General features: G+C 56.0%; 18 protein-coding genes and 1 riboswitch. Of the genes, 12 read left to right on the plus strand and 6 right to left on the minus strand.

All coding sequences use genetic code 11. The features are described from left to right. Nucleotides 1-328 precede the first annotated feature (328 nt). Entirely contained in the window at nucleotides 329-505 is a 177-nt protein-coding gene (locus tag V7Q49_RS01165; protein WP_333848904.1) for a hypothetical protein, read from the minus strand. A gap of 451 nt (nucleotides 506-956) precedes the next feature. Beyond that, a riboswitch (TPP riboswitch) is annotated at nucleotides 957-1053 on the plus strand. Nucleotides 1054-1088: 35 nt separating this feature from the next. On the opposite strand from V7Q49_RS01165, the gene thiM reads away from it, so the two are divergent. The 9 genes from thiM to V7Q49_RS01210 all read left to right on the plus strand — a co-directional run bounded on the left by thiM (nucleotide 1089) and on the right by V7Q49_RS01210 (nucleotide 10512). Further along, complete coding sequence (gene thiM / locus V7Q49_RS01170) at nucleotides 1089-1859, plus strand: hydroxyethylthiazole kinase (protein ID WP_333848905.1); 771 nt, start codon at nucleotides 1089-1091, stop codon at nucleotides 1857-1859. After that, a complete protein-coding gene (gene thiD, locus V7Q49_RS01175) occupies nucleotides 1856-2656 on the plus strand; it encodes a bifunctional hydroxymethylpyrimidine kinase/phosphomethylpyrimidine kinase (RefSeq protein WP_333848907.1) in 801 nt (266 codons plus the stop codon). The genes thiM and thiD overlap by 4 nt, the downstream gene beginning before the upstream one ends. A gap of 106 nt (nucleotides 2657-2762) precedes the next feature. After that, nucleotides 2763-3815 carry a class I fructose-bisphosphate aldolase gene (fbaB, locus tag V7Q49_RS01180; RefSeq protein ID WP_333848908.1) on the plus strand — a complete coding sequence of 351 codons (1053 nt, stop codon included), beginning with the start codon at nucleotides 2763-2765 and terminating at the stop codon, nucleotides 3813-3815. 338 nt (nucleotides 3816-4153) lie between these two features. Next, nucleotides 4154-5308: a mandelate racemase family protein gene (locus V7Q49_RS01185; protein ID WP_333848909.1), complete on the plus strand. Its 1155-nt coding sequence runs from the start codon at nucleotides 4154-4156 to the stop codon at nucleotides 5306-5308. A gap of 33 nt (nucleotides 5309-5341) precedes the next feature. Further along, nucleotides 5342-6958 carry an ABC transporter substrate-binding protein gene (locus V7Q49_RS01190; RefSeq protein WP_333848910.1) on the plus strand — a complete coding sequence of 539 codons (1617 nt, stop codon included), beginning with the start codon at nucleotides 5342-5344 and terminating at the stop codon, nucleotides 6956-6958. Next, complete coding sequence (locus tag V7Q49_RS01195; RefSeq protein ID WP_333848911.1) at nucleotides 6955-7992, plus strand: ABC transporter permease; 1038 nt, start codon at nucleotides 6955-6957, stop codon at nucleotides 7990-7992. The genes V7Q49_RS01190 and V7Q49_RS01195 overlap by 4 nt, the downstream gene beginning before the upstream one ends. Beyond that, nucleotides 7989-8894, plus strand: a complete 906-nt coding sequence (locus tag V7Q49_RS01200) for an ABC transporter permease (RefSeq protein ID WP_333848912.1) — start codon at nucleotides 7989-7991, stop codon at nucleotides 8892-8894. Before V7Q49_RS01195 ends, V7Q49_RS01200 begins: the two co-directional genes overlap by 4 nt. Next, the gene (locus V7Q49_RS01205; protein WP_333850461.1) at nucleotides 8866-9729 is read left to right on the plus strand and encodes an ABC transporter ATP-binding protein; all 864 of its coding nucleotides are present in this window, start codon (nucleotides 8866-8868) and stop codon (nucleotides 9727-9729) included. Before V7Q49_RS01200 ends, V7Q49_RS01205 begins: the two co-directional genes overlap by 29 nt. A gap of 9 nt (nucleotides 9730-9738) precedes the next feature. Beyond that, on the plus strand, nucleotides 9739-10512 hold the full coding sequence (locus V7Q49_RS01210) for an ABC transporter ATP-binding protein (RefSeq protein WP_333848913.1): 774 nt from the start codon (nucleotides 9739-9741) through the stop codon (nucleotides 10510-10512). A gap of 82 nt (nucleotides 10513-10594) precedes the next feature. Here V7Q49_RS01210 and yegS read toward each other — a convergent pair whose 3' ends face one another. Next, nucleotides 10595-11494 carry a lipid kinase YegS gene (gene yegS / locus V7Q49_RS01215; protein WP_333848914.1) on the minus strand — a complete coding sequence of 300 codons (900 nt, stop codon included), beginning with the start codon at nucleotides 11492-11494 and terminating at the stop codon, nucleotides 10595-10597. Nucleotides 11495-12602: 1108 nt separating this feature from the next. Here yegS and V7Q49_RS01220 point away from each other — a divergent pair. Continuing rightward, nucleotides 12603-12893 (plus strand): hypothetical protein, encoded by a 291-nt coding sequence (locus V7Q49_RS01220; protein WP_333848915.1) that lies wholly within the window; start codon nucleotides 12603-12605, stop codon nucleotides 12891-12893. Between the two features lie 495 nt (nucleotides 12894-13388). Here V7Q49_RS01220 and trhP read toward each other — a convergent pair whose 3' ends face one another. The 4 genes from trhP to ycgZ form a co-directional block, all read right to left on the minus strand. Next, nucleotides 13389-14750, minus strand: coding sequence for a prephenate-dependent tRNA uridine(34) hydroxylase TrhP (gene trhP / locus V7Q49_RS01225; protein ID WP_333848916.1), 1362 nt, complete (start codon nucleotides 14748-14750; stop codon nucleotides 13389-13391). 172 nt (nucleotides 14751-14922) lie between these two features. After that, nucleotides 14923-15201 (minus strand): biofilm development regulator YmgB/AriR family protein, encoded by a 279-nt coding sequence (locus V7Q49_RS01230; protein WP_333848918.1) that lies wholly within the window; start codon nucleotides 15199-15201, stop codon nucleotides 14923-14925. Nucleotides 15202-15240: 39 nt separating this feature from the next. Beyond that, on the minus strand, nucleotides 15241-15555 hold the full coding sequence (locus tag V7Q49_RS01235) for a hypothetical protein (protein WP_333848919.1): 315 nt from the start codon (nucleotides 15553-15555) through the stop codon (nucleotides 15241-15243). A 140-nt stretch (nucleotides 15556-15695) separates the two neighbouring features. Continuing rightward, nucleotides 15696-15935 (minus strand): regulatory protein YcgZ, encoded by a 240-nt coding sequence (gene ycgZ, locus V7Q49_RS01240; protein ID WP_333848920.1) that lies wholly within the window; start codon nucleotides 15933-15935, stop codon nucleotides 15696-15698. Between the two features lie 305 nt (nucleotides 15936-16240). On the opposite strand from ycgZ, the gene V7Q49_RS01245 reads away from it, so the two are divergent. Both V7Q49_RS01245 and V7Q49_RS01250 read left to right on the plus strand, forming a co-directional pair. Then, nucleotides 16241-17461, plus strand: a complete 1221-nt coding sequence (locus V7Q49_RS01245) for a diguanylate phosphodiesterase (RefSeq protein WP_333848921.1) — start codon at nucleotides 16241-16243, stop codon at nucleotides 17459-17461. 114 nt (nucleotides 17462-17575) lie between these two features. Continuing rightward, nucleotides 17576-18319, plus strand: a complete 744-nt coding sequence (locus tag V7Q49_RS01250) for a MerR family transcriptional regulator (protein WP_333848922.1) — start codon at nucleotides 17576-17578, stop codon at nucleotides 18317-18319. The last annotated feature ends 16 nt before the right edge of the window (nucleotides 18320-18335 follow it).

The following is an 18335-nucleotide window of genomic DNA, read 5'->3' on the forward strand; positions in this document are numbered from 1 at the left end:
TAGAAAGGCCGATTCATGTGAGTGAATCGGCCTTTCGTTTTTTTTTGGTTTAGATTATTTGTTTAACTGGGGTGTTATGTAAATGCTTAAGTTTTACTTTTTGATACCAGTTTTTGTATTTCGTGAGTTTGTTATTCCTTAGCTTCCCTATGTATCCTTTGGGTAATCGCACTTTTAATATGTTACATATTCGTGCTGAGGTCATATCGCTACATAGAATGTTTTCATATTGATCAAAAGTTAGTGATATTCCTGATGCAATTCTTTTTTTACGAACTGATTTATTCAGCGTCTTTCTATTGGTACGTATTCCGTTTATCTTCATATATTATTCTCCACCATCTGTTTTTTTATTTCTCTTTGAGGTTCTTTTTTTAACCCATTCTGCTGCAATAGTTGAAGTGTCTAATGGAAAATTGTTAGTGGAAACCATTAGTTCATATTCTTCTTCTAATGCTTTTAATTTGGATAGTATTTCATTTTCATAATGATTTTTCATTTTCATTTGATTACCTATTTTATGATTTGCCTGTCACTGCAAATATAGGTCATTTTTAGATTGCGTTTCGCAGAATTTTATACAATTTCATTACTGATGAGAGAGTTGTTTTTATATAAAGTAATTACGTGATAATACTTAAATGAAAAGAACCGGTATCTGCTTCATCATTTTTAAATATGATTTAATACTCCATTTATTGATAGTTGCGGTTAATCCTTCTCGCACATTTTGCTTGTGGTGGTTTATATGAATCTGGATTGACATTGAATATGGAGATTTTAATAGATTAAGTAGGTTAGAAGTAGACTTAAAAGGTATTAAGTTCTTTTGTTTTTCTGTGGGGTACAAAATGGGGTACAAGGTGAGGTACAGCGTGAAAATGTAATATTCAGAAGTTCAATCTTGTATCAGCACGAGACTTGGCGTAACCTATTAATTGATAAAGAAATGTAATCAACATGACTCGGGGTGCCCTTCCTTGTGAAGGCTGAGAAATACCCGTACCACCTGATCTGGATAATGCCAGCGTAGGGAAGTCAGATGCCCTCCGGGCAATCGCTTCTTCGCGCAAGGCAGGAGCGATACCATGCAGCCTGACCTGCTCAATTTACACGCCTTACACCACTTCCGAACCCGTTCTCCGCTGACCCACTGCATGACCAACGACGTGGTGCAGACCTTTACCGCCAACGTACTGCTGGCCCTCGGCGCTTCACCGGCGATGGTGATTGAAGCCGAAGAGGCCGAACAGTTCTCCGCTATTGCCGATGCGCTGCTGATTAACGTCGGCACCCTGACTTCCTCACGCGCCCAGGCGATGCGCCGGGCGATTGAAAGCGCGGTGGCGGCGGGCAAGCCCTGGACCCTCGATCCGGTGGCCGTTGGCGCGCTGGCGTACCGGACCCGTTTTTGCCAGCAAATTCTCGGCCTCAAACCGGCCGCCATTCGCGGCAATGCCTCTGAAATTCTCGCTCTGGCGGGGATGAGCGCAGGCGGACGCGGCGTGGACACCACCGACACCGCGGCCAGCGCGCTGCCTGCAGCTCAGGCCCTGGCGCGACAAACCAATGCCGTGGTGGCGGTGACCGGAGAGGTGGATTACGTTACTGACGGATTGCGTACCCAGACCATCACCGGCGGCGATCCGCTGATGACCCGGGTGGTGGGTACCGGCTGTGCGCTGTCGGCGGTGGTGGCCGCCAGCTGCTCGCTGCCGGGGGATCGGCTGGATAACATCGCCGCAGCCTGCGGCTGGATGAAGCGGGCCGGCACGCTTGCCGCGAGTGAACGTCGTGGCCCGGGCAGTTTTGCCCCCGCATTTCTTGATGCTTTGTGGGAACTGGGGGCGCAACAATGAAACGGATCAACGCCCTTACCATTGCCGGCACCGACCCAAGCGGCGGGGCCGGGATCCAGGCTGACCTGAAAACCTTCTCGGCGCTCGGCGCATACGGCTGCTCGGTGATCACCGCCCTGGTGGCGCAGAACACCCGCGGGGTGCAGTCGGTCTACCGCATCGAACCTGATTTTGTGGCGGCCCAGCTGGAGTCGGTGTTCAGCGATGTACGCATCGACACCACCAAGATCGGCATGCTGGCCGAAACCGATATTGTTGAGGCCGTGGCGGAGCAGCTGCTGCGTCATCAGGTGAAAAACGTGGTGCTGGATACGGTGATGCTGGCGAAAAGCGGCGACCCGCTGCTATCGCCCGCCGCCGTCGACACGCTGCGTAAAAAGCTGCTGCCGCAGGTGGCGCTGATCACCCCCAACTTACCTGAAGCGGCGGCGTTGCTGGATGCACCTCATGCCCGCAGCGAGCAGGAGATGAAAGCGCAGGGCCATGCATTGCTGGCGATGGGCTGCGAGGCGGTGCTGATGAAGGGCGGCCATCTGGACGATCCCGAGAGCCCCGACTGGCTGTTCACCCGCGACGGGGCCACGCGTTTTACCGCCCCGCGGGTGAACACCAAAAATACCCATGGCACCGGCTGCACCCTTTCGGCCGCGCTGGCGGCGCTGCGCCCGCGGCACGCCAGCTGGGCGGATACGATTTGTGAGGCCAAAGCCTGGCTCTCCTGCGCGCTGGCAAAAGCCGACACCCTCGAGGTCGGGCAGGGCATTGGGCCGGTGCATCATTTTCATGCATGGTGGTAGACGGCTGGCAATTTGTCGACCCGCAGACCAGGCTTAGGGGGCTTGCAATCCTGTGAGCCTGGATAAAACACGCCGACGTTTTGTCGGCACTGACGGGAGGAAAACCATGACTGATATTACGCAATTGCTTGGCAAAGACGCCGACAGCCTGTTACAGCATCGTTGTATGACCATTCCAGCCGACCAACTTTATCTGCCTGGCCACGACTACGTCGACCGCGTGATGGTGGACAACAACCGTCCACCGGCGGTGCTGCGCAATATGCAGACGCTGTATAACACCGGACGTCTGGGCGGGACCGGCTATCTGTCGATCCTGCCGGTGGACCAGGGCGTAGAGCACTCTGCAGGGGCGTCCTTTGCCGCCAACCCGCTCTATTTTGATCCGAAGAACATCGTTGAGCTGGCGATAGAGGCAGGCTGTAACTGCGTGGCTTCCACCTACGGCGTGCTGGCCTCGGTCTCGCGGCGTTACGCGCACCGCATTCCGTTCCTGGTTAAGCTCAACCACAACGAAACCCTGAGCTATCCTACCGAATATGACCAGACCCTCTACGCCAGCGTTGAGCAGGCCTTCAACCTCGGTGCCGTCGCGGTGGGGGCGACCATCTATTTCGGCTCGGAGCAGTCGCGCCGTCAGATCGAAGAAATTTCTGCGGCCTTCGAGCGTGCCCACGAGCTGGGGCTGGTGACCGTGCTGTGGGCCTACCTGCGTAACCCGGCCTTCAGCAAAGACGGCACCGATTATCACGTCTCTGCCGATTTAACCGGCCAGGCCAACCATCTGGCGGCGACCATCGGGGCGGATATCGTCAAGCAAAAAATGGCCGAAAACAACGGCGGCTACAAGGCGGTGAAATTCGGCTATACCGACGATCGCGTCTACAGCAAACTGACCAGCGATAACCCTATCGACCTGGTGCGCTACCAGCTGGCGAACTGCTATATGGGTCGCGCCGGGTTAATCAACTCCGGCGGTGCCGCAGGCGGGGAAACCGATCTCACCGATGCGGTGCGCACGGCGGTGATCAATAAACGTGCGGGCGGCATGGGGCTAATCCTCGGTCGCAAGGCGTTTAAAAAATCGATGGCCGACGGCGTGAAGCTGATTAATGCGGTGCAGGATGTATATCTGGATAAGAAGGTGACCATCGCGTAACCGTACTCGCAGCATGCACAATCCGTAGGCCCGGCAAGCGTAGCGCCGCCGGGCATTGCCGCATCAGGCGCGGTGCGGCAAAAAAGCCGGGTGGCGATTACGTCTTACCCGGCCTACAAACTATTTCATTTCATTCAAAGATCCCTCTCGATCCACTTCACATTTCCCCAGGCTTTTGTGAAAAGTGTCACCTTCCCCCGTGCAGATGCACAAAAAACGGTCAGCGCTTAGCGGAATTTGTCTAAGGCAGTGGATGAATTTTGCGCTTACAGTTAGTTTCGAAACAGCTTTTCAAAATGACAGAACATGCTGAACCTACGTTGTTTTAAGGACTGAAAATGAAAATCGAATCTGTAAACGTCACCGTCTTTCAGTATCCCACGCGCCGGGTCTCCGACACCGCCGGGCACTCCCATCCGGGCCCGGAGAGTCTGGCAAAAATGGCGATGCTGACCATTACCGCAGACGATGGCACTAAAGGGTATTCTTTTGCACCGCCGGAAGTGGTGCGCCCTTTTGTGGTCAACACCTTCTTTCGGAAAGTGATGGTCGGCCAGGATGCGTTCAATCGCGAGAAGATCTGGCAGGAGCTGGCCCACTGGCAGCGCGGCAGCGCCCACCAGCTGACCGAACGCGCGCTCGGGTTTGTTGAGCAGGCGCTGTGGGATCTGATTGGCCGCAAGTTGAATATGCCGGTGTGGAAACTGCTCGGCGGCTATCGCGACAAAGTGCCGGCATACGGCAGCACCATGTGCGGCGACGACCTGCCCGGCGGTCTCTCCACCCCGGAAGAGTACGCCAGCTTTGCCGAGACGCTGGTTGCCCGCGGCTATAAGGCCATCAAGCTGCACACCTGGATGCCGCCGGTCTCCTTCGCCCCCAATCCCAAGATGGACGTCAAAGCCTGTGCCGCGGTGCGCGAAGCGGTCGGCCCGGACATCGACCTGATGATCGACGGCTATCACTGGTACAGCCGCACCGAGGCGCTGTACATCGGCAAGGCGCTGGAGAAGCTCAACTTCGCGTGGTTTGAAGAGCCGATGGAAGAGGAGAGCATGTCCTCCTACGCCTGGCTGGCGGAAAACCTCTCCATTCCTATCATCGGGCCGGAAAGCCTCGGCGGGAAGCACCACAGCCGCGCCGACTGGATCAAAGCCGGGGCCTGCGACATTCTGCGCGCCGGATCGAACGGCGTCGGCGGCATCTCGCCGACCCTGAAGGTGGCGAACCTCGCGGAGTCGTTCGGCATGGACTGCGAAGTGCATGGCAACGGCGCGGCGAGCCTGGCGGTGATTGGCGCCATCAAGAACTGCCGCTGGTACGAGCGCGGCCTGCTGCACCCGTTCCTCGATTACGACGAACCGGCGGCGTATCTGCACAGCTTGATTGACCCGATGGATGACGAGGGCATGGTCAGCCTGCCGACGCGCCCGGGACTCGGCGAAGACATTAATTTTGCATATATCGAAGCCAATACCGTCAGCCACGACTGACAGATAAAAACGTACCCTACAGGCGATATATACATGAAACGAACCTCTCTGGCAGGCGCGTGTTTACTCGCGCTCTCGCTGATGATGGGGAGCGGCGCGGCGTACGCAAAAACGCCGCCCGATCAGCTTATCATCGGTATGAACATGAACAACCTGCTGACCCTCGACCCGGCCGCCATGACCGGTAACGAAGTGGTCGGCATCGTGGTCAATCTCTACGATTCGCTGGTGGAGCTGGATCCCAATACCCTCACCAACGTCAAACCGGCGCTGGCGAAATCCTGGGATATCGCCCCGGATGGCAAAACCCTGACCTTCCACCTGCGCGATAACGTGACCTTCCACTCCGGCAACCCGCTTACCGCCGAGGACGTGGTGTGGTCGATGCGCCGCCTGCTGCACCTGAACCTTGCCCAGGCCTCGGTGTGGAAATCCTACGGCTTCAGCAAGAAGAACATTGACCAGCAGATTAAAGCCCTCGATGACTACACCGTGCAACTCACCCTGCCGAAGGCCAACGATCCGCAGCTGGTGATCTACTCCCTCGGCGCGCTGGGCAACCTCGGCGTGCTGGACCGCAAAACGGTGCTCAGCCACGAGGTCAATAGCGACTGGGGCAACCGCTGGCTGACCACCAACGAAGCCGGTTCCGGGCCGTTTATGCTGGAGACCTGGCAGGCTAAAGACGTGCTGCGCATGCAGCGTAACCCGAAGTACTGGCGTGAAGAGCCGAAGATGAACCGCGTCGTGTTGCGCCATTTCCAGGAGTCGCAAACCCTGCGCCTGATGGTTGAGAAGGGCGATCTGGATATCGCCAGCAATATGGCGGTGGCAGATATCAACGCCCTGCGTAAGGATCCGCAGCTGACGGTGGAAGCCGTGCAGAAGGGCACGGTCTACTACGTGGCGATGAGCATGAAGGAGGCGCACTTCGCCAACCCGAAAGTGCGCGAAGCGGTGCGCTATCTCATTGACTATCAGGGCATCAACAAGGCGCTGATGCCGGGCTACGGCGTGCTGCATCAGCGGCCTATCAAGGCGGGGATGCCGTCCACATTACCGGACCCGGGTTATAAGCTCGACATCGCCCGCGCCAAAAAGCTGCTGGCGGAAGCGGGCTATCCGGAAGGTTTCGACACCACCCTGCGGGTGCTGGCGGATCAGCCGTTTCTCAATATCGCCATCGCCGTGCAGTCCACCCTGATGCAGGCGGGCATCAACGCCAAAATCATCACCGGTACCGGGAACCAGATCTACGGCGCGATGCGCGAGCGTAAGTTCGACATGCTGGTCGGGCGCGGCGGCAGCGGCGTGGAGCCCCATCCGCACTCCAGCCTGCGTGCGCTGGTCTACAACCCGGACAACAGCGACGAAGCCCGACTGACCAACTTCCAGGGCTGGCGCACCGGGTTTTACGACAAGCCGCTGAACGAGATGATCGATAAGGCCCTGCTGGAGCGCGATCCGCAGAAGCAGATCGCCGATTACCAGCAGATCCAGCTGCGTTATGACCAGCTGATCCCGGCCCTGATCCCGCTGTCGCAGATGGTCGATTCGGTGGTGGTGCGCAACGAAGTCAAAAACTTCCAGTCGCATCCGTCCGCCACCACCTTCCTGCGGGAAGTGTACAAAACCGGAGGTGAAAAATGAGCGTTGCGATACTCGCCCCGGGCTCCCGCACCCGGCGTTTCTCGAAACGACTGACCCAGGTGCTGGTGACCCTGTTCGGCCTGCTGGTGTTGACCTTCTTTATTGGCCGCGTGATGCCGGTGGATCCGGTGCTGGCGATTGTCGGCCCGGATGCCGACCACAGCACCTATCAGCAGGTTTATCACCAGCTGGGCTTTGATCAGTCCCTGCTGACCCAGTTCGGCATCTACCTCAACAACCTGCTGCATGGCGATTTCGGCAATGCGCTGCTGACCGGCAAACCGGTACTGGATGACATTCTGCGCGTCTTCCCGGCGACCCTGGAGCTGGCGACGATGGCGATTATCGTCGGGGCCGGTTTAGGCATTCCGCTGGGGGTGCTGGCCGCCGCACGCCGTAACAGCGTCTCGGATTACGTGGTGCGCATCATCAGCCTTGCCGGTTATTCCACGCCAATCTTCTGGGTCGGGATGATGGGGCTGCTGCTGTTCTACGCCTGGCTCGGCTGGGTGGGCGGGGCCGGACGGTTGGATCTGGGGCTGGATGGCCTGGTGCCGCGCCGTACCGGACTCATGACCGTTGATGCCCTTTTGGCAGGTAACAGCGCGGTGTTCTGGAACGCCATCAACCACCTGGTACTGCCGGCCTCGCTGCTCGGCTTTCACTCTCTGGCCTACATCAGCCGCATGACCCGCAGCTTTATGCTGGCCCAGCTGTCGCAGGAGTTCATCATTACCGCCCGGGTGAAAGGCCTGACCGAGCGCCAGGTGATCTGGAACCACGCGTTCCGCAACATCCTGGTGCAGCTGCTGACGGTGGTGGCCCTGGCTTACGGCTCGCTGCTGGAAGGGGCGGTGCTGATTGAAACCGTCTTCTCCTGGCCGGGCTTTGGCTCTTATCTCACCGGCAGCCTGCTGCTGGGGGACATGAACGCGGTGATGGGCTGCGTCCTGCTGGTGGGGATGATCTTCGTGATGCTCAACCTGCTCTCCGACATGCTGTATCAACTCTTTGACCCGAGGACGAAATCATGACCGTTTCTCTGGATACACCGCTGCAACCCGTTCGCAGCGAAGGACGCCAGCGTCTGGCGCGGATGGCCCGTCGCACCTTCGGGTTTGCCGGGCAGATGGCGCGTAACCCGCTAACGGCCATTGGCGGCGGCATCATTCTGCTGCTGTTGATCGTCGCGGCCTTTGCCCCCTGGATCGCGCCCTACAACCCGCTGGTGCAGGATCTGAATAACGCTTTAGTGGCCCCGAACGCCCAACACTGGTTCGGCACCGACGAGTTTGGCCGGGATATCTTTAGCCGCCTGGTCTACGGCTCGCGCATCACGCTTTACATCGTGCTGCTGGTGTCGGTCACCGTCGGCCCGCTGGGGCTGCTGCTGGGCGTCACTGCCGGGTACTTTGGCGGTAAGGTCGATGCGGTGCTGATGCGCGTCACCGATATCTTTATCTCCTTCCCGAGCCTGGTGCTGGCGCTGGCGTTTGTCGCGGCGCTCGGCCCGGGGCTGGAGCACGTGGTGATTGCGATTACGATCACCGCCTGGCCGCCGATAGCCCGTCTGGCCCGCGCTGAAACGCTGTCGTTACGCCAGGCCGATTTTATCTCCGCCGTGCGGCTGCAGGGGGCTTCTCCGGTGCGGGTGCTGTGGCGGCACATTGTGCCGCTGTGCCTGCCGTCGGTGATTATCCGTATCACCATGAACATGGCGGGGATCATCCTGACCGCCGCCGGTCTCGGCTTCCTCGGCCTCGGCGCGCAGCCGCCGGAGCCGGAGTGGGGGGCGATGATCTCCAGCGGGCGCACCTACATGATGGAGTGCTGGTGGGTAGTGACTATTCCGGGGCTGGCGATCCTGATTAACAGCCTGGCGTTCAACTTCTTAGGAGATGGCTTACGTGACATCCTCGATCCTCGCAGCAACTAATGCGCCGCTGCTCGACGTGCGCGATCTGCACGTCGACTTTATCAACGGACGCGCGGTGACCCACGCGGTGCGCGGCGTCTCCTTTCAGCTCGGGCGCGAGAAGCTGGCGATTGTCGGCGAGTCGGGCTCGGGGAAATCCACCGTCGGGCGGGCGCTGCTGCGCCTGCACCCGGCTAAGGCGCAGATCACCGCCACCCGGATGCAGTTTGGCGACGTTGATCTTCGCAGCGTCAGCGAGGCGCAGATGCGCGGTATTCGCGGCAAGCGCATCTCGATGATCATGCAGGATCCGAAGTATTCCCTGAATCCGGTGGTGTGCGTCGGGGATCAGATTGCCGAGGCCTGGCTGACCCACCATCCTGGGCGCAAGGCGGAGGCGAAAGCCAAAGTGCTGGAGATGCTTGACGTGGTGCGTATTCGCCAGCCGGAGCGGGTGTATCAGCTCTATCCGCATGAGATCTCCGGCGGGCAAGGGCAGCGCATCATGATCGCCATGATGCTGATCACCGACCCGGAGCTGGTGATCGCCGATGAACCGACCTCAGCGCTGGACGTCTCGGTGCGGCTGCAGGTGCTGGGATTGCTGGACGATTTAGTCCAGTCCCGCGGGCTGGGGCTGATCTTTATCAGTCACGATATCAACCTGGTGCGCAGCTTCTGCGACCGGGTGCTGGTGATGTACGCCGGGCGGGTGGTGGAGTCCATTGCCGCCTGCGACCTGCACAACGCGAAGCACCCCTATACGCAGGGATTGATCAATGCCCTGCCGGAGATGAATCACCGCCGTCCGGTGCTGCCGGTGTTGCAGCGCCAGGCCAGCTGGCTGACCGAATAAGGAGCGAAGATGATCGAGGTAAAAAACCTGAATCTGGCCTTCGGCGAAGGCGAGAAACGCAGCCAGGTGCTGTACGACGTCAATATTAACGTCCAGCCGGGGGAGATTTACGGCCTGGTGGGAGAGTCGGGCTCCGGCAAAACCACGGTGCTGAAGTGCCTGGCCGGGTTGTTCACCCACTGGGACGGGGCGCTGGCGATCAACGGGCAGCCGCTGGAGCGGCGTATCAGCCCCCAGCGCTGCCGACTGGTGCAGATGGTGTTTCAGGATCCCTACGGTTCGCTGCATCCGCGCCATACCATCGGCGATATTCTGGAAGAGCCGCTGCAGATCCACGGCATCAACGATCGGGAGCGCCGCATTCATGCCCTGCTGGATAAGGTCGGCCTTAACCGCGCCTTCCGCGACCGCTATCCGCATCAGCTCTCCGGCGGCCAGCGCCAGCGCGTGGCGATTGCCCGGGCGCTGATCCTGGAGCCGCAGGTGCTGCTGCTCGACGAGCCGACCTCGGCGCTGGATGTCTCGGTGCAGGCGGAGATCCTAAACCTGCTGGCGGAGCTGCAGCGCGAGTCGAAGCTGACCTACCTGATGGTGACGCACGATCTCGGGGTGATCGCCCATCTGTGCCAGAAGGTGGCGGTGATGCAGTACGGGAAAATCCTTGAAACGCTGACGGTGGATGAGCTGGTGGCGGGTGAAGCCAAAACCGATTACACCCGGATGCTGGTCAACGCCAGCCAGCAGTACTCCCGCGAGATGGCCCGGGAGGTGGCGGTATATTAGTGGTATTGCCCGGCGGCGCTGCGCTTGCACGGGCTTACAGGTTTTGTAGGCCGGGTAAGGCGAAGCCGCCACCCGGCAACCCTCACCGTAGTAAAGGGCAATCCGGCGGCAGTCGGCAGCGTATTGCCCCTGGCAACAGCGCAATGCGGAAACGATCGCCGCTCAGCGGCTCGCCGTCCAGATTAAAGGTCATCCCGTGCGGAGCCTTAATTTCAAACCACGCCGACTCGCCGTCGACAATATGCGGGCTCTCATTCGGTTTGGTCAGGGTGGTGAGCAGGGCGGGGAGCAGTTCATCGCCGGTGATGATTCGCACCCCGAGCTGCCCGTCGTTGATCAGCGCGTCCGGGCAGAGCTGCTGCCCACCGCCGGCCTGACGGCCATTGCCGATACCAATCACCAGGGCGTTACCCTGCCAGTGAAAGTTCTCGCCGCGTATTTCGCACAGATCCGGTTTCAGGGTATCTAACCGCGCCAGACCGTGAATCAGGTACGAAACGCCGCCCAGCGCGGCTTTCAATTTCTCCGGGGTTTCGCTGGTGATACGCGTGCCGAACCCGCCCGTGGCCATATTAATAAAGCAGGTTTCGTCGTTGACCCGGGCGATGTCCACCGCCGTGGCTTTGCCGGCAATGGCCAGCTGCAGCGCTTTGTCGAGCGCCTCCGGGATCCCGGCGCTGGTGGCAAAATCGTTGGCGGTGCCGAGCGGCAGAATGCCCAGCGCCGGACGCTGCGCCTCTGGCAGGTCAATCAGCGCCGTTGCCACTTCATTTATGGTGCCATCGCCGCCGCCCGCAATGACGGTCTCTACCCCGAGGTCGCAGGCTTCCTGAATATAACGGGCTGCATCCCCTTTCTCCCATGTCACGCGGACATGGATCACTACCCCTTCTTCACGAAGAAGGGTCACGGCTTCGCGCAACAGATCGTTGCCTGTTCCTTTGCCGTTCAGAATTAATAAACTTGCCGGATAGGTCGCCATCCACATTGCTCCTGTGCTTATCTTTCAAAAGTGTATCGCAGCGCGGGGAAAAGCGGGTAAGAAGAGGATGAAAGGATAAAAATTAAATGAGTGGCGAGCCAAAACGTGCGCCACTCGGACCTTAATCTTTATGACGCAATAGCGCCATACGGACATAACGCGAAGACACAATCAGGGTGACGTTTGCAGCGGGTAATCAGAGTGCCATCGTTGCCAGGGCATCCCGAATTCGCGACAAAGGATGACCAAAAGGTGGAGTTATAAGGAAATGTTCGCAGGATGTGTAGCTTTCTGAGTCTGCCATCAATGGCAATGCCGAAGGGACCGGTAATGAGAACGGAGCCAATGCTGATAAAGTAATCGCCTTTATACCAGATTATCAGCCTGAGATTTTTTACTGTCAGAACGTGAATGAATATGGTTCCGGTACGAGGGCACACCATCCTGTTTTCAACCACCCAGTACATACATTTCTCCTTCTCCTTAAGTGAAATTTCATTCATAAGAAGAATAGCATCATGTATGTGGCTGAATACCCTGTATTTAATAAATTGATGATTTCAGTTACTTCTCGTTGAAAATAAAGATAAAATTACATTAGAAACGTGAATGAGTGGCATGAAGAGACGTGCAGATCGGGGGACCGATGCCCGGCGCTGACGCAATGGTCTACCCCGAGATGGGCTCGAGGTCATGGTCGATACTGCCTTCCTCGTTCTGCTTGCAACCGCCAGGAGCAAGATTAAAGCGTAAAAAATAGGCTAGAGTCGTCAGACCGGGCTCGCAATTCAGTAAAAATAGAGGGCATGATTTCTACCGAAACGGTGGGAAGGCGAATCAGTGATTTTAGACAGGTTACGTCGAGCGTCTAATTATGCAATCAACTAATGTTATTCAGGTTGAGAATGTCTGGATTAATATTATTCATAACTTAGCTCATTTATATTGGCCAATAACGTCCACTGAAAAAGTTGTCAGATATTCAGGGGGAAATATGACTCTGATATTGATTTTATCCTAAAGTGAATGCCTGTAATGGATTTCTTAAATTACGCAGGTAAGATGGCGTCAGTTACCATGGATAGTAACAGTAAAAGAGGAAAATTAAATGAAAGAACTAAATTCACAAGAAATGGAAATGGTCTCCGCAGCAGGTTTGATTTCGAATCTGACCGGCAGTGTTTTTAAACTGTTTGGCGGCGTGATTGATGCTGGCACCTCATTGTTTGGGCTTAAAACCGATGCCCAGTCGGTCGGAGCCAAAATGGGCACGGGTGTTGGTCATATCGTTGAATTCGATTTTGTTAAAGGGTTTACGGAGATTGCCTGCGGAATTTATGGGGCTATCGAACTGAGTATTGATGCCGTTAATCAAATTAAAGCTAAACAAAGCGCTTAATCCGGTTCTCTTTATTTAAAAAGAGAACCTATATGCGTAAGTAAAACGAAAATGCTGTTTATCGGGGAGGCAATATATTGCCTCCCCATTAATTTTATACTCCATAAATAGATTAAGTTCTATCTGCGGTCAGTCTGCATTGTTGGAACGTTCAGGCTATAGGTCTTCTGTAAAATATGTTTTTTTATCTGTGCTGTTTATTACTTATGGAAGAAGTGAGCATGGGTAAATGTGCTTCGTTGTCAGGGCGAGGGCAAGATCTGTCACACGACGGGGTTGACCTGCACGTCGTATCGATTCGAAGACGATGAAGGGGCTTGCTCAAAAAAAAATTAGCCTGCGTAAGGGAGATTACACAGGCTAAGGAGGTGGTTCCTGGTACAGCTAGCATTTATGGGTTATGTTTTTCAGCGTGATAGATAATACCCGTATCAAACGCAGCGGTATGTGATCGGATTCTAAGAATCATCTCATACCAAAAAATAACCCATCATCTTAGCCAACGTGCGGATTACGGGTATTTTCCCCGGTAAAATTACGCATCAGCAGGGCATAATCCAGCGAAATATCTTCCGGCACCGGCAGCCAGACGGTATGTCCATCTCCCGGCGCGACCTCTACCGCTTCACCTTTACCGTTCTGCATATGTTCAAGGGTGAAATTGACGTTGCCCTGCGGGGTCATTAACTCCAGGCTGTTGCCGACGAGGAATTTATTTTTAACCGCTACCGCCGCAAGAGGGCCCTTGCGCTCGCCGGTGAACTCACCGACAAACTGCTGGCGCTCGGAAAGCGAGTGGCCGTAGTCGTAGTTCTGATAATCGTCATGGGTATGACGACGCAGGAAGCCTTCGGTATAGCCGCGGTGCGCCAGCCCTTCCAGGGTTTCCAGCAGGGTCGGGTCGAAGGGTTTCCCTGCCGCTGCGTCGTCAATCGCCTTACGATAGACCTGGGCGGTACGCGCGCAGTAGTAATAGGATTTGGTGCGGCCTTCAATCTTCAGCGAGTGGACGCCCATCTGGGTCAGACGCTCAACGTGGGCGATGGCGCGCAGATCTTTGGAGTTCATGATGTAGGTGCCGTGCTCGTCTTCGAACGCGGTCATGTACTCGCCCGGGCGCTGGGCCTCTTCAATCATAAACACGCTGTCGGTCGGTGCCCCGATGCCCAGCGTCGGCTCAATGGTCTGCACCGGGATAGGTTCGTGCTTATGCACGATGTTACCCACCTCATCCTGCTTGCCTTCCTGGACCTTATATTCCCAGCGGCAGGCGTTGGTGCAGGTGCCCTGGTTCGGGTCACGCTTGTTGATATAGCCCGAGAGCAGGCAGCGGCCGGAGTAGGCCATGCACAGCGCGCCGTGGACGAAAATCTCAAGCTCCATTTCCGGTACCTGGCTGCGGATCTCTTCGATCTCTTCCAGAGACAGCTCGCGGGAAAGAATCACGCGGGTAAGCCCCATCTGCTGCCAGAATTTCACCGTCGCCCAGTTAACGGCATTGGCCTGTACCGAGAGGTGAATGTCCATCTCCGGGAAGTTCTCCCGCACCAGCATGATTAAACCCGGGTCCGACATAATCAGCGCATCCGGCCCCATCTCCACCACCGGTTTCAGGTCGCGAATAAAGGTTTTCAGCTTGGCGTTATGCGGCGCGATGTTGACCACCACGTAGAATTTTTTCCCCTGCGCATGGGCTTCGTTGATGCCGAGCTGCAGATTCTCGTGGTTGAATTCGTTATTACGCACGCGCAGCGAGTAACGCGGCTGGCCCGCATAGACGGCATCGGCGCCATAGGCGAAGGCGTAACGCATATTTTTCAGCGTCCCCGCCGGGGAGAGGAGTTCCGGTTTAAACATGATTTTTCTCGTTCTGATGACAGGTCAGATGCGCACACCAGGTGGGCGCCGGGAGGAGATCCCATACTTTAAGGGCGGGCATTGTAACGCTGCGGGACAGGGAGGTAAACCATTCATATGACGAAACGCCGACGGCAGGACAGTACCGTCGGCGTTTAATTCAGCGGGGGGCTCAGAGGTCGTCCTGGGTGTGATCGACAATAATTTCCAGGGTCTTACGAATGATATCGGCTTTTACGACGTCGCGCGTGGTCTCAATCTGCTTGATCAGTCGTACAATAATCGCTTTATTGGTCAGCGGTTCCTTCGCCTCCAGAATTGCGCTCACGACGGATTCCAGCAGCGCTCGCTCTTCGGCTAACAAGCCGCCAGCGCTGCGAAAATAGTTGGACAACGCGTCGTTGGGCAGTTCTTCATAAAAGTCTGATTTCTGGAGCATCGCCTGGCTCATAGGTGTCACACCGGTTAAGTTAAGGAATTAATAGTACAGTTAGTGTTTTTTGCTGTTGGCTTGCTGGCTATTGCCAAACAGGGGATACACATTGCTGTTGTGTCGACCATCCGTGTCCCGATCCTGCTGTTCACTCCTGGTTTCACGCCGGGGGCTCGCCTTACCATCACTGGAAATTTCCAGAATAATTTGGGAAAGCACATTCCGACGCTGGCCGTCTCGCTCTGCCGATAACATCTGTTGCAGCCTTTGCAGCAAGAGTTTCATGCTGATAGGGCCGTTTTCCTTAAGCAGAGAAAGGGTGGCTTCGCCAATAAGTTCATCAGTAAGTCGTTCATGGTCACTTCTGTTCATAACTACGTCTCTGTTGCCACTTTCACCCGCAGAGGGGAATCGCGGCATTAAGTCAGTCTGTAGCGACAGTATAAAAAACCTGTCCGAAAGAAAAAACTGACTTGAAAACAATTCAATTAGCGGCTGTGGGCGTACGTCTCTTAACGATCAAACAGCAGGCCAATCAGCGTTTGGTAGCGGCTCTCCTCTTCCCGATCCGATGCCTGATCCATCCGGTAAAGCAGTCGGGTGCAGATGGCTTTTCTGTTGAGGATTTTCCCTTCCCGCAGGATCTCCACCACAATTTGTCCCAGCGTTTCCTGCTGGGAAGGCTGGTTTGCCTTGTTAAAATATTGGGCAATGGCATTCGCTGTATTCGGTGCAAACCCGTTCTCGCGCATATGTCACTCCTGGAATCCGCGGTGCTAAAAGATGGTTAATGTCTTGTTAATTGATAAATACTGTACATACTAATTGTACAACTTAACAAATATATTTTGATCAATACGTGCTAACTAATAAAAATCAATGTGTTAAATGAAATAATTTTTGTAAAACAGCTCAGAAATATTGTACATTTTCCGCCATTTTTAGTGATATTGCCGAAACAGGTACAGGGCGTGGCAACCCCCGGGTGGGTTAATAAGACGTAACGCCAACCATCTGATACTGTGGACTTTCATTCACCTCCTCTATTGGAAACCCGATGCTCACTACCATCATTTACCGTAGTCATTTTCGTGACCACGTACCGGTTACTGTGCTGGAAGACATGGTTGTTGCAGCAAATAAAAAGAACAGGGAAGCCGAAGTCAGCGGCATTCTTCTGTTTAACGGCAAGCTCTTTTTTCAGCTGCTCGAAGGACCTGAGGAGAATGTAAGAGCCATTTACCGCGCGATATGCGAAGACCCGCGCCATCACAACGTAGTGGAACTGCTATGTGATTACTCCCCTGCGCGGCGTTTCGGCAAGTGCGGCATGGAACTCTTTGATTTACGTAAATATATTCGCCATGACGTACTGCAAAATGTGCTGGATAAAGGCACAACCAAATACCAGCTTACCTATAACGACAGGGCGCTACAGTTCTTCAGAACCTTCGTCGAGGAGAGTGAAAAAGAGAACTATTTTGAGCTGCCGTCAGGGGATCACTGGGAGTTTATCGCCGATACCGAGGCCCTCAGCGTTCGCTCTCTGCCGCGGCGCTTCAGCGAGGTGTGCAACTTCGCCTTCCAGCCGATTATCGATCCGCTGGCGCGTGAAATTGTCTCCCTGGAAGCCCTGATCCGCACCCCCGAAGGGGAGCTTTCCCGGCACTGGTTTGAAGGGTTGGTGGGGGACGAACTCTACGAAGCCGACCTCAAAAGCAAGAGCGTCGCCTTTGCGATGGCCAGCGCGCTGGGGCTTGGAGAGCAGAGCCTGTCTGTCAACCTGCTCCCGATGACGCTGGTTAACGTGCCCAATGCGGTCAGCTATCTGATTCAGGAGATAGAGGCCAACGGGCTGGTGGCCGAGCAGATCATCGTGGAGTTTACCGAGAACGAAGTGATCTCGCGTCTCGAGGAATTCACCGGTGCGGTGCGTGAGTTGAAGGCTGCGGGCATCGGCGTGGCCATTGACCATTTCGGCGGCGGTTTTGCCGGACTGCTGCTGCTGGCGCAGTTCCAGCCGGACCGGATTAAGATCAACCGCGACCTGATCCGCGACGTTCACAAGAGCGGCCCGCGCCAGGCCATCGTGCTGGCCATCATCAAATGTTGTACAGCTTTGGAAATTCTGATCTCGGCAGTGGGTATTGAGCAGCCGGAAGAGTGGATGTGGCTCGAATCGGCCGGGATTTCTCACTTCCAGGGACACCTGTTTGCCCACCCGGAACTGGCCGGCATCCCGCCAGTTTACTGGCCTGAGCCGCGCGATACATTCTGAAACTGATACAACCCAGGCAGTGATACAATTTTGTTGTACAATATAACGGGTTGTACAGCCCGATGAGATTCGTTACTTTGTTTACAGAATATATCGGTCAGGCATGGGGAATCGATGGCCTTTTACAGTATTGGCGATGTGGCAGAACGCTGCGGCATCAACCCCGTCACACTACGCGCATGGCAGCGACGATATGGTCTGCTCAAACCGCAGCGCAGTGAAGGCGGGCATCGACAATTTGACGACGAAGACATCCAGCGCATTGTGGAGATCAAGCGCTGGATTGAGCGTGGCGTGCCGGTGGGTAAGGTCAAAGCCCTGCTCGATCAGGACAAACCCGCAGAGCCGGGAGACTGGAGCACGCTGCAGGAAGAGATGATGGGCACGTTGCGGCAGGTCAGCCCGGGTAAATGCCGCGCCCAGATCGTGGCGTTTTGCCAGCATCATCCTGTGGATGCGCTCATCAACCACGTGTTTATTCCCGTCCGGGAAACCCTCAGCCTCGATCAAAATACCGCGGGCATCATGTGCAGCATGCTGGACGGCATTCTGATTGAGCAGGCGGTCGCCAGCCTGAGCGAATCACGCGCCAAAGCGGGCAGGGATGCGTTACTGATTGGCTGGAGCGTTGAGGATCGTACCCGTCTGTGGCTTGAGGCGTGGCGTCTGTCCCAGCGTGGCTGGCGCATTAACGTATTTGCTGAACCGCTGGAGTTACCCCATCCGGAGTTCTTCCCCGGTCAGCATATCCTTGTCTGGGCCGGGAAAACGTTATCGCCGCAACAGCGTCTGCAGCTGGAGCACTGGCAAAAGCAGGGATACAACATTACCGCCCACGGGGCAGCCGACGCTGCCTGATAAGATTACCCGCCGC

Source organism: Leclercia sp., assembly GCF_036780805.1.
Lineage (GTDB): Bacteria > Pseudomonadota > Gammaproteobacteria > Enterobacterales > Enterobacteriaceae > Enterobacter.

Coding starts and splice junctions, on each gene's coding strand:
- V7Q49_RS01165 (WP_333848904.1), bottom strand. CDS start 505: ATGAAAATGAAAAATCATTATGAAAATGAAATACTATCCAAATTAAAA.
- thiM (WP_333848905.1), top strand. CDS start 1,089: ATGCAGCCTGACCTGCTCAATTTACACGCCTTACACCACTTCCGAACC.
- thiD (WP_333848907.1), top strand. CDS start 1,856: ATGAAACGGATCAACGCCCTTACCATTGCCGGCACCGACCCAAGCGGC.
- fbaB (WP_333848908.1), top strand. CDS start 2,763: ATGACTGATATTACGCAATTGCTTGGCAAAGACGCCGACAGCCTGTTA.
- V7Q49_RS01185 (WP_333848909.1), top strand. CDS start 4,154: ATGAAAATCGAATCTGTAAACGTCACCGTCTTTCAGTATCCCACGCGC.
- V7Q49_RS01190 (WP_333848910.1), top strand. CDS start 5,342: ATGAAACGAACCTCTCTGGCAGGCGCGTGTTTACTCGCGCTCTCGCTG.
- V7Q49_RS01195 (WP_333848911.1), top strand. CDS start 6,955: ATGAGCGTTGCGATACTCGCCCCGGGCTCCCGCACCCGGCGTTTCTCG.
- V7Q49_RS01200 (WP_333848912.1), top strand. CDS start 7,989: ATGACCGTTTCTCTGGATACACCGCTGCAACCCGTTCGCAGCGAAGGA.
- V7Q49_RS01210 (WP_333848913.1), top strand. CDS start 9,739: ATGATCGAGGTAAAAAACCTGAATCTGGCCTTCGGCGAAGGCGAGAAA.
- yegS (WP_333848914.1), bottom strand. CDS start 11,494: ATGGCGACCTATCCGGCAAGTTTATTAATTCTGAACGGCAAAGGAACA.
- V7Q49_RS01220 (WP_333848915.1), top strand. CDS start 12,603: ATGAAAGAACTAAATTCACAAGAAATGGAAATGGTCTCCGCAGCAGGT.
- trhP (WP_333848916.1), bottom strand. CDS start 14,750: ATGTTTAAACCGGAACTCCTCTCCCCGGCGGGGACGCTGAAAAATATG.
- V7Q49_RS01230 (WP_333848918.1), bottom strand. CDS start 15,201: ATGAGCCAGGCGATGCTCCAGAAATCAGACTTTTATGAAGAACTGCCC.
- V7Q49_RS01235 (WP_333848919.1), bottom strand. CDS start 15,555: ATGAACAGAAGTGACCATGAACGACTTACTGATGAACTTATTGGCGAA.
- ycgZ (WP_333848920.1), bottom strand. CDS start 15,935: ATGCGCGAGAACGGGTTTGCACCGAATACAGCGAATGCCATTGCCCAA.
- V7Q49_RS01245 (WP_333848921.1), top strand. CDS start 16,241: ATGCTCACTACCATCATTTACCGTAGTCATTTTCGTGACCACGTACCG.
- V7Q49_RS01250 (WP_333848922.1), top strand. CDS start 17,576: ATGGCCTTTTACAGTATTGGCGATGTGGCAGAACGCTGCGGCATCAAC.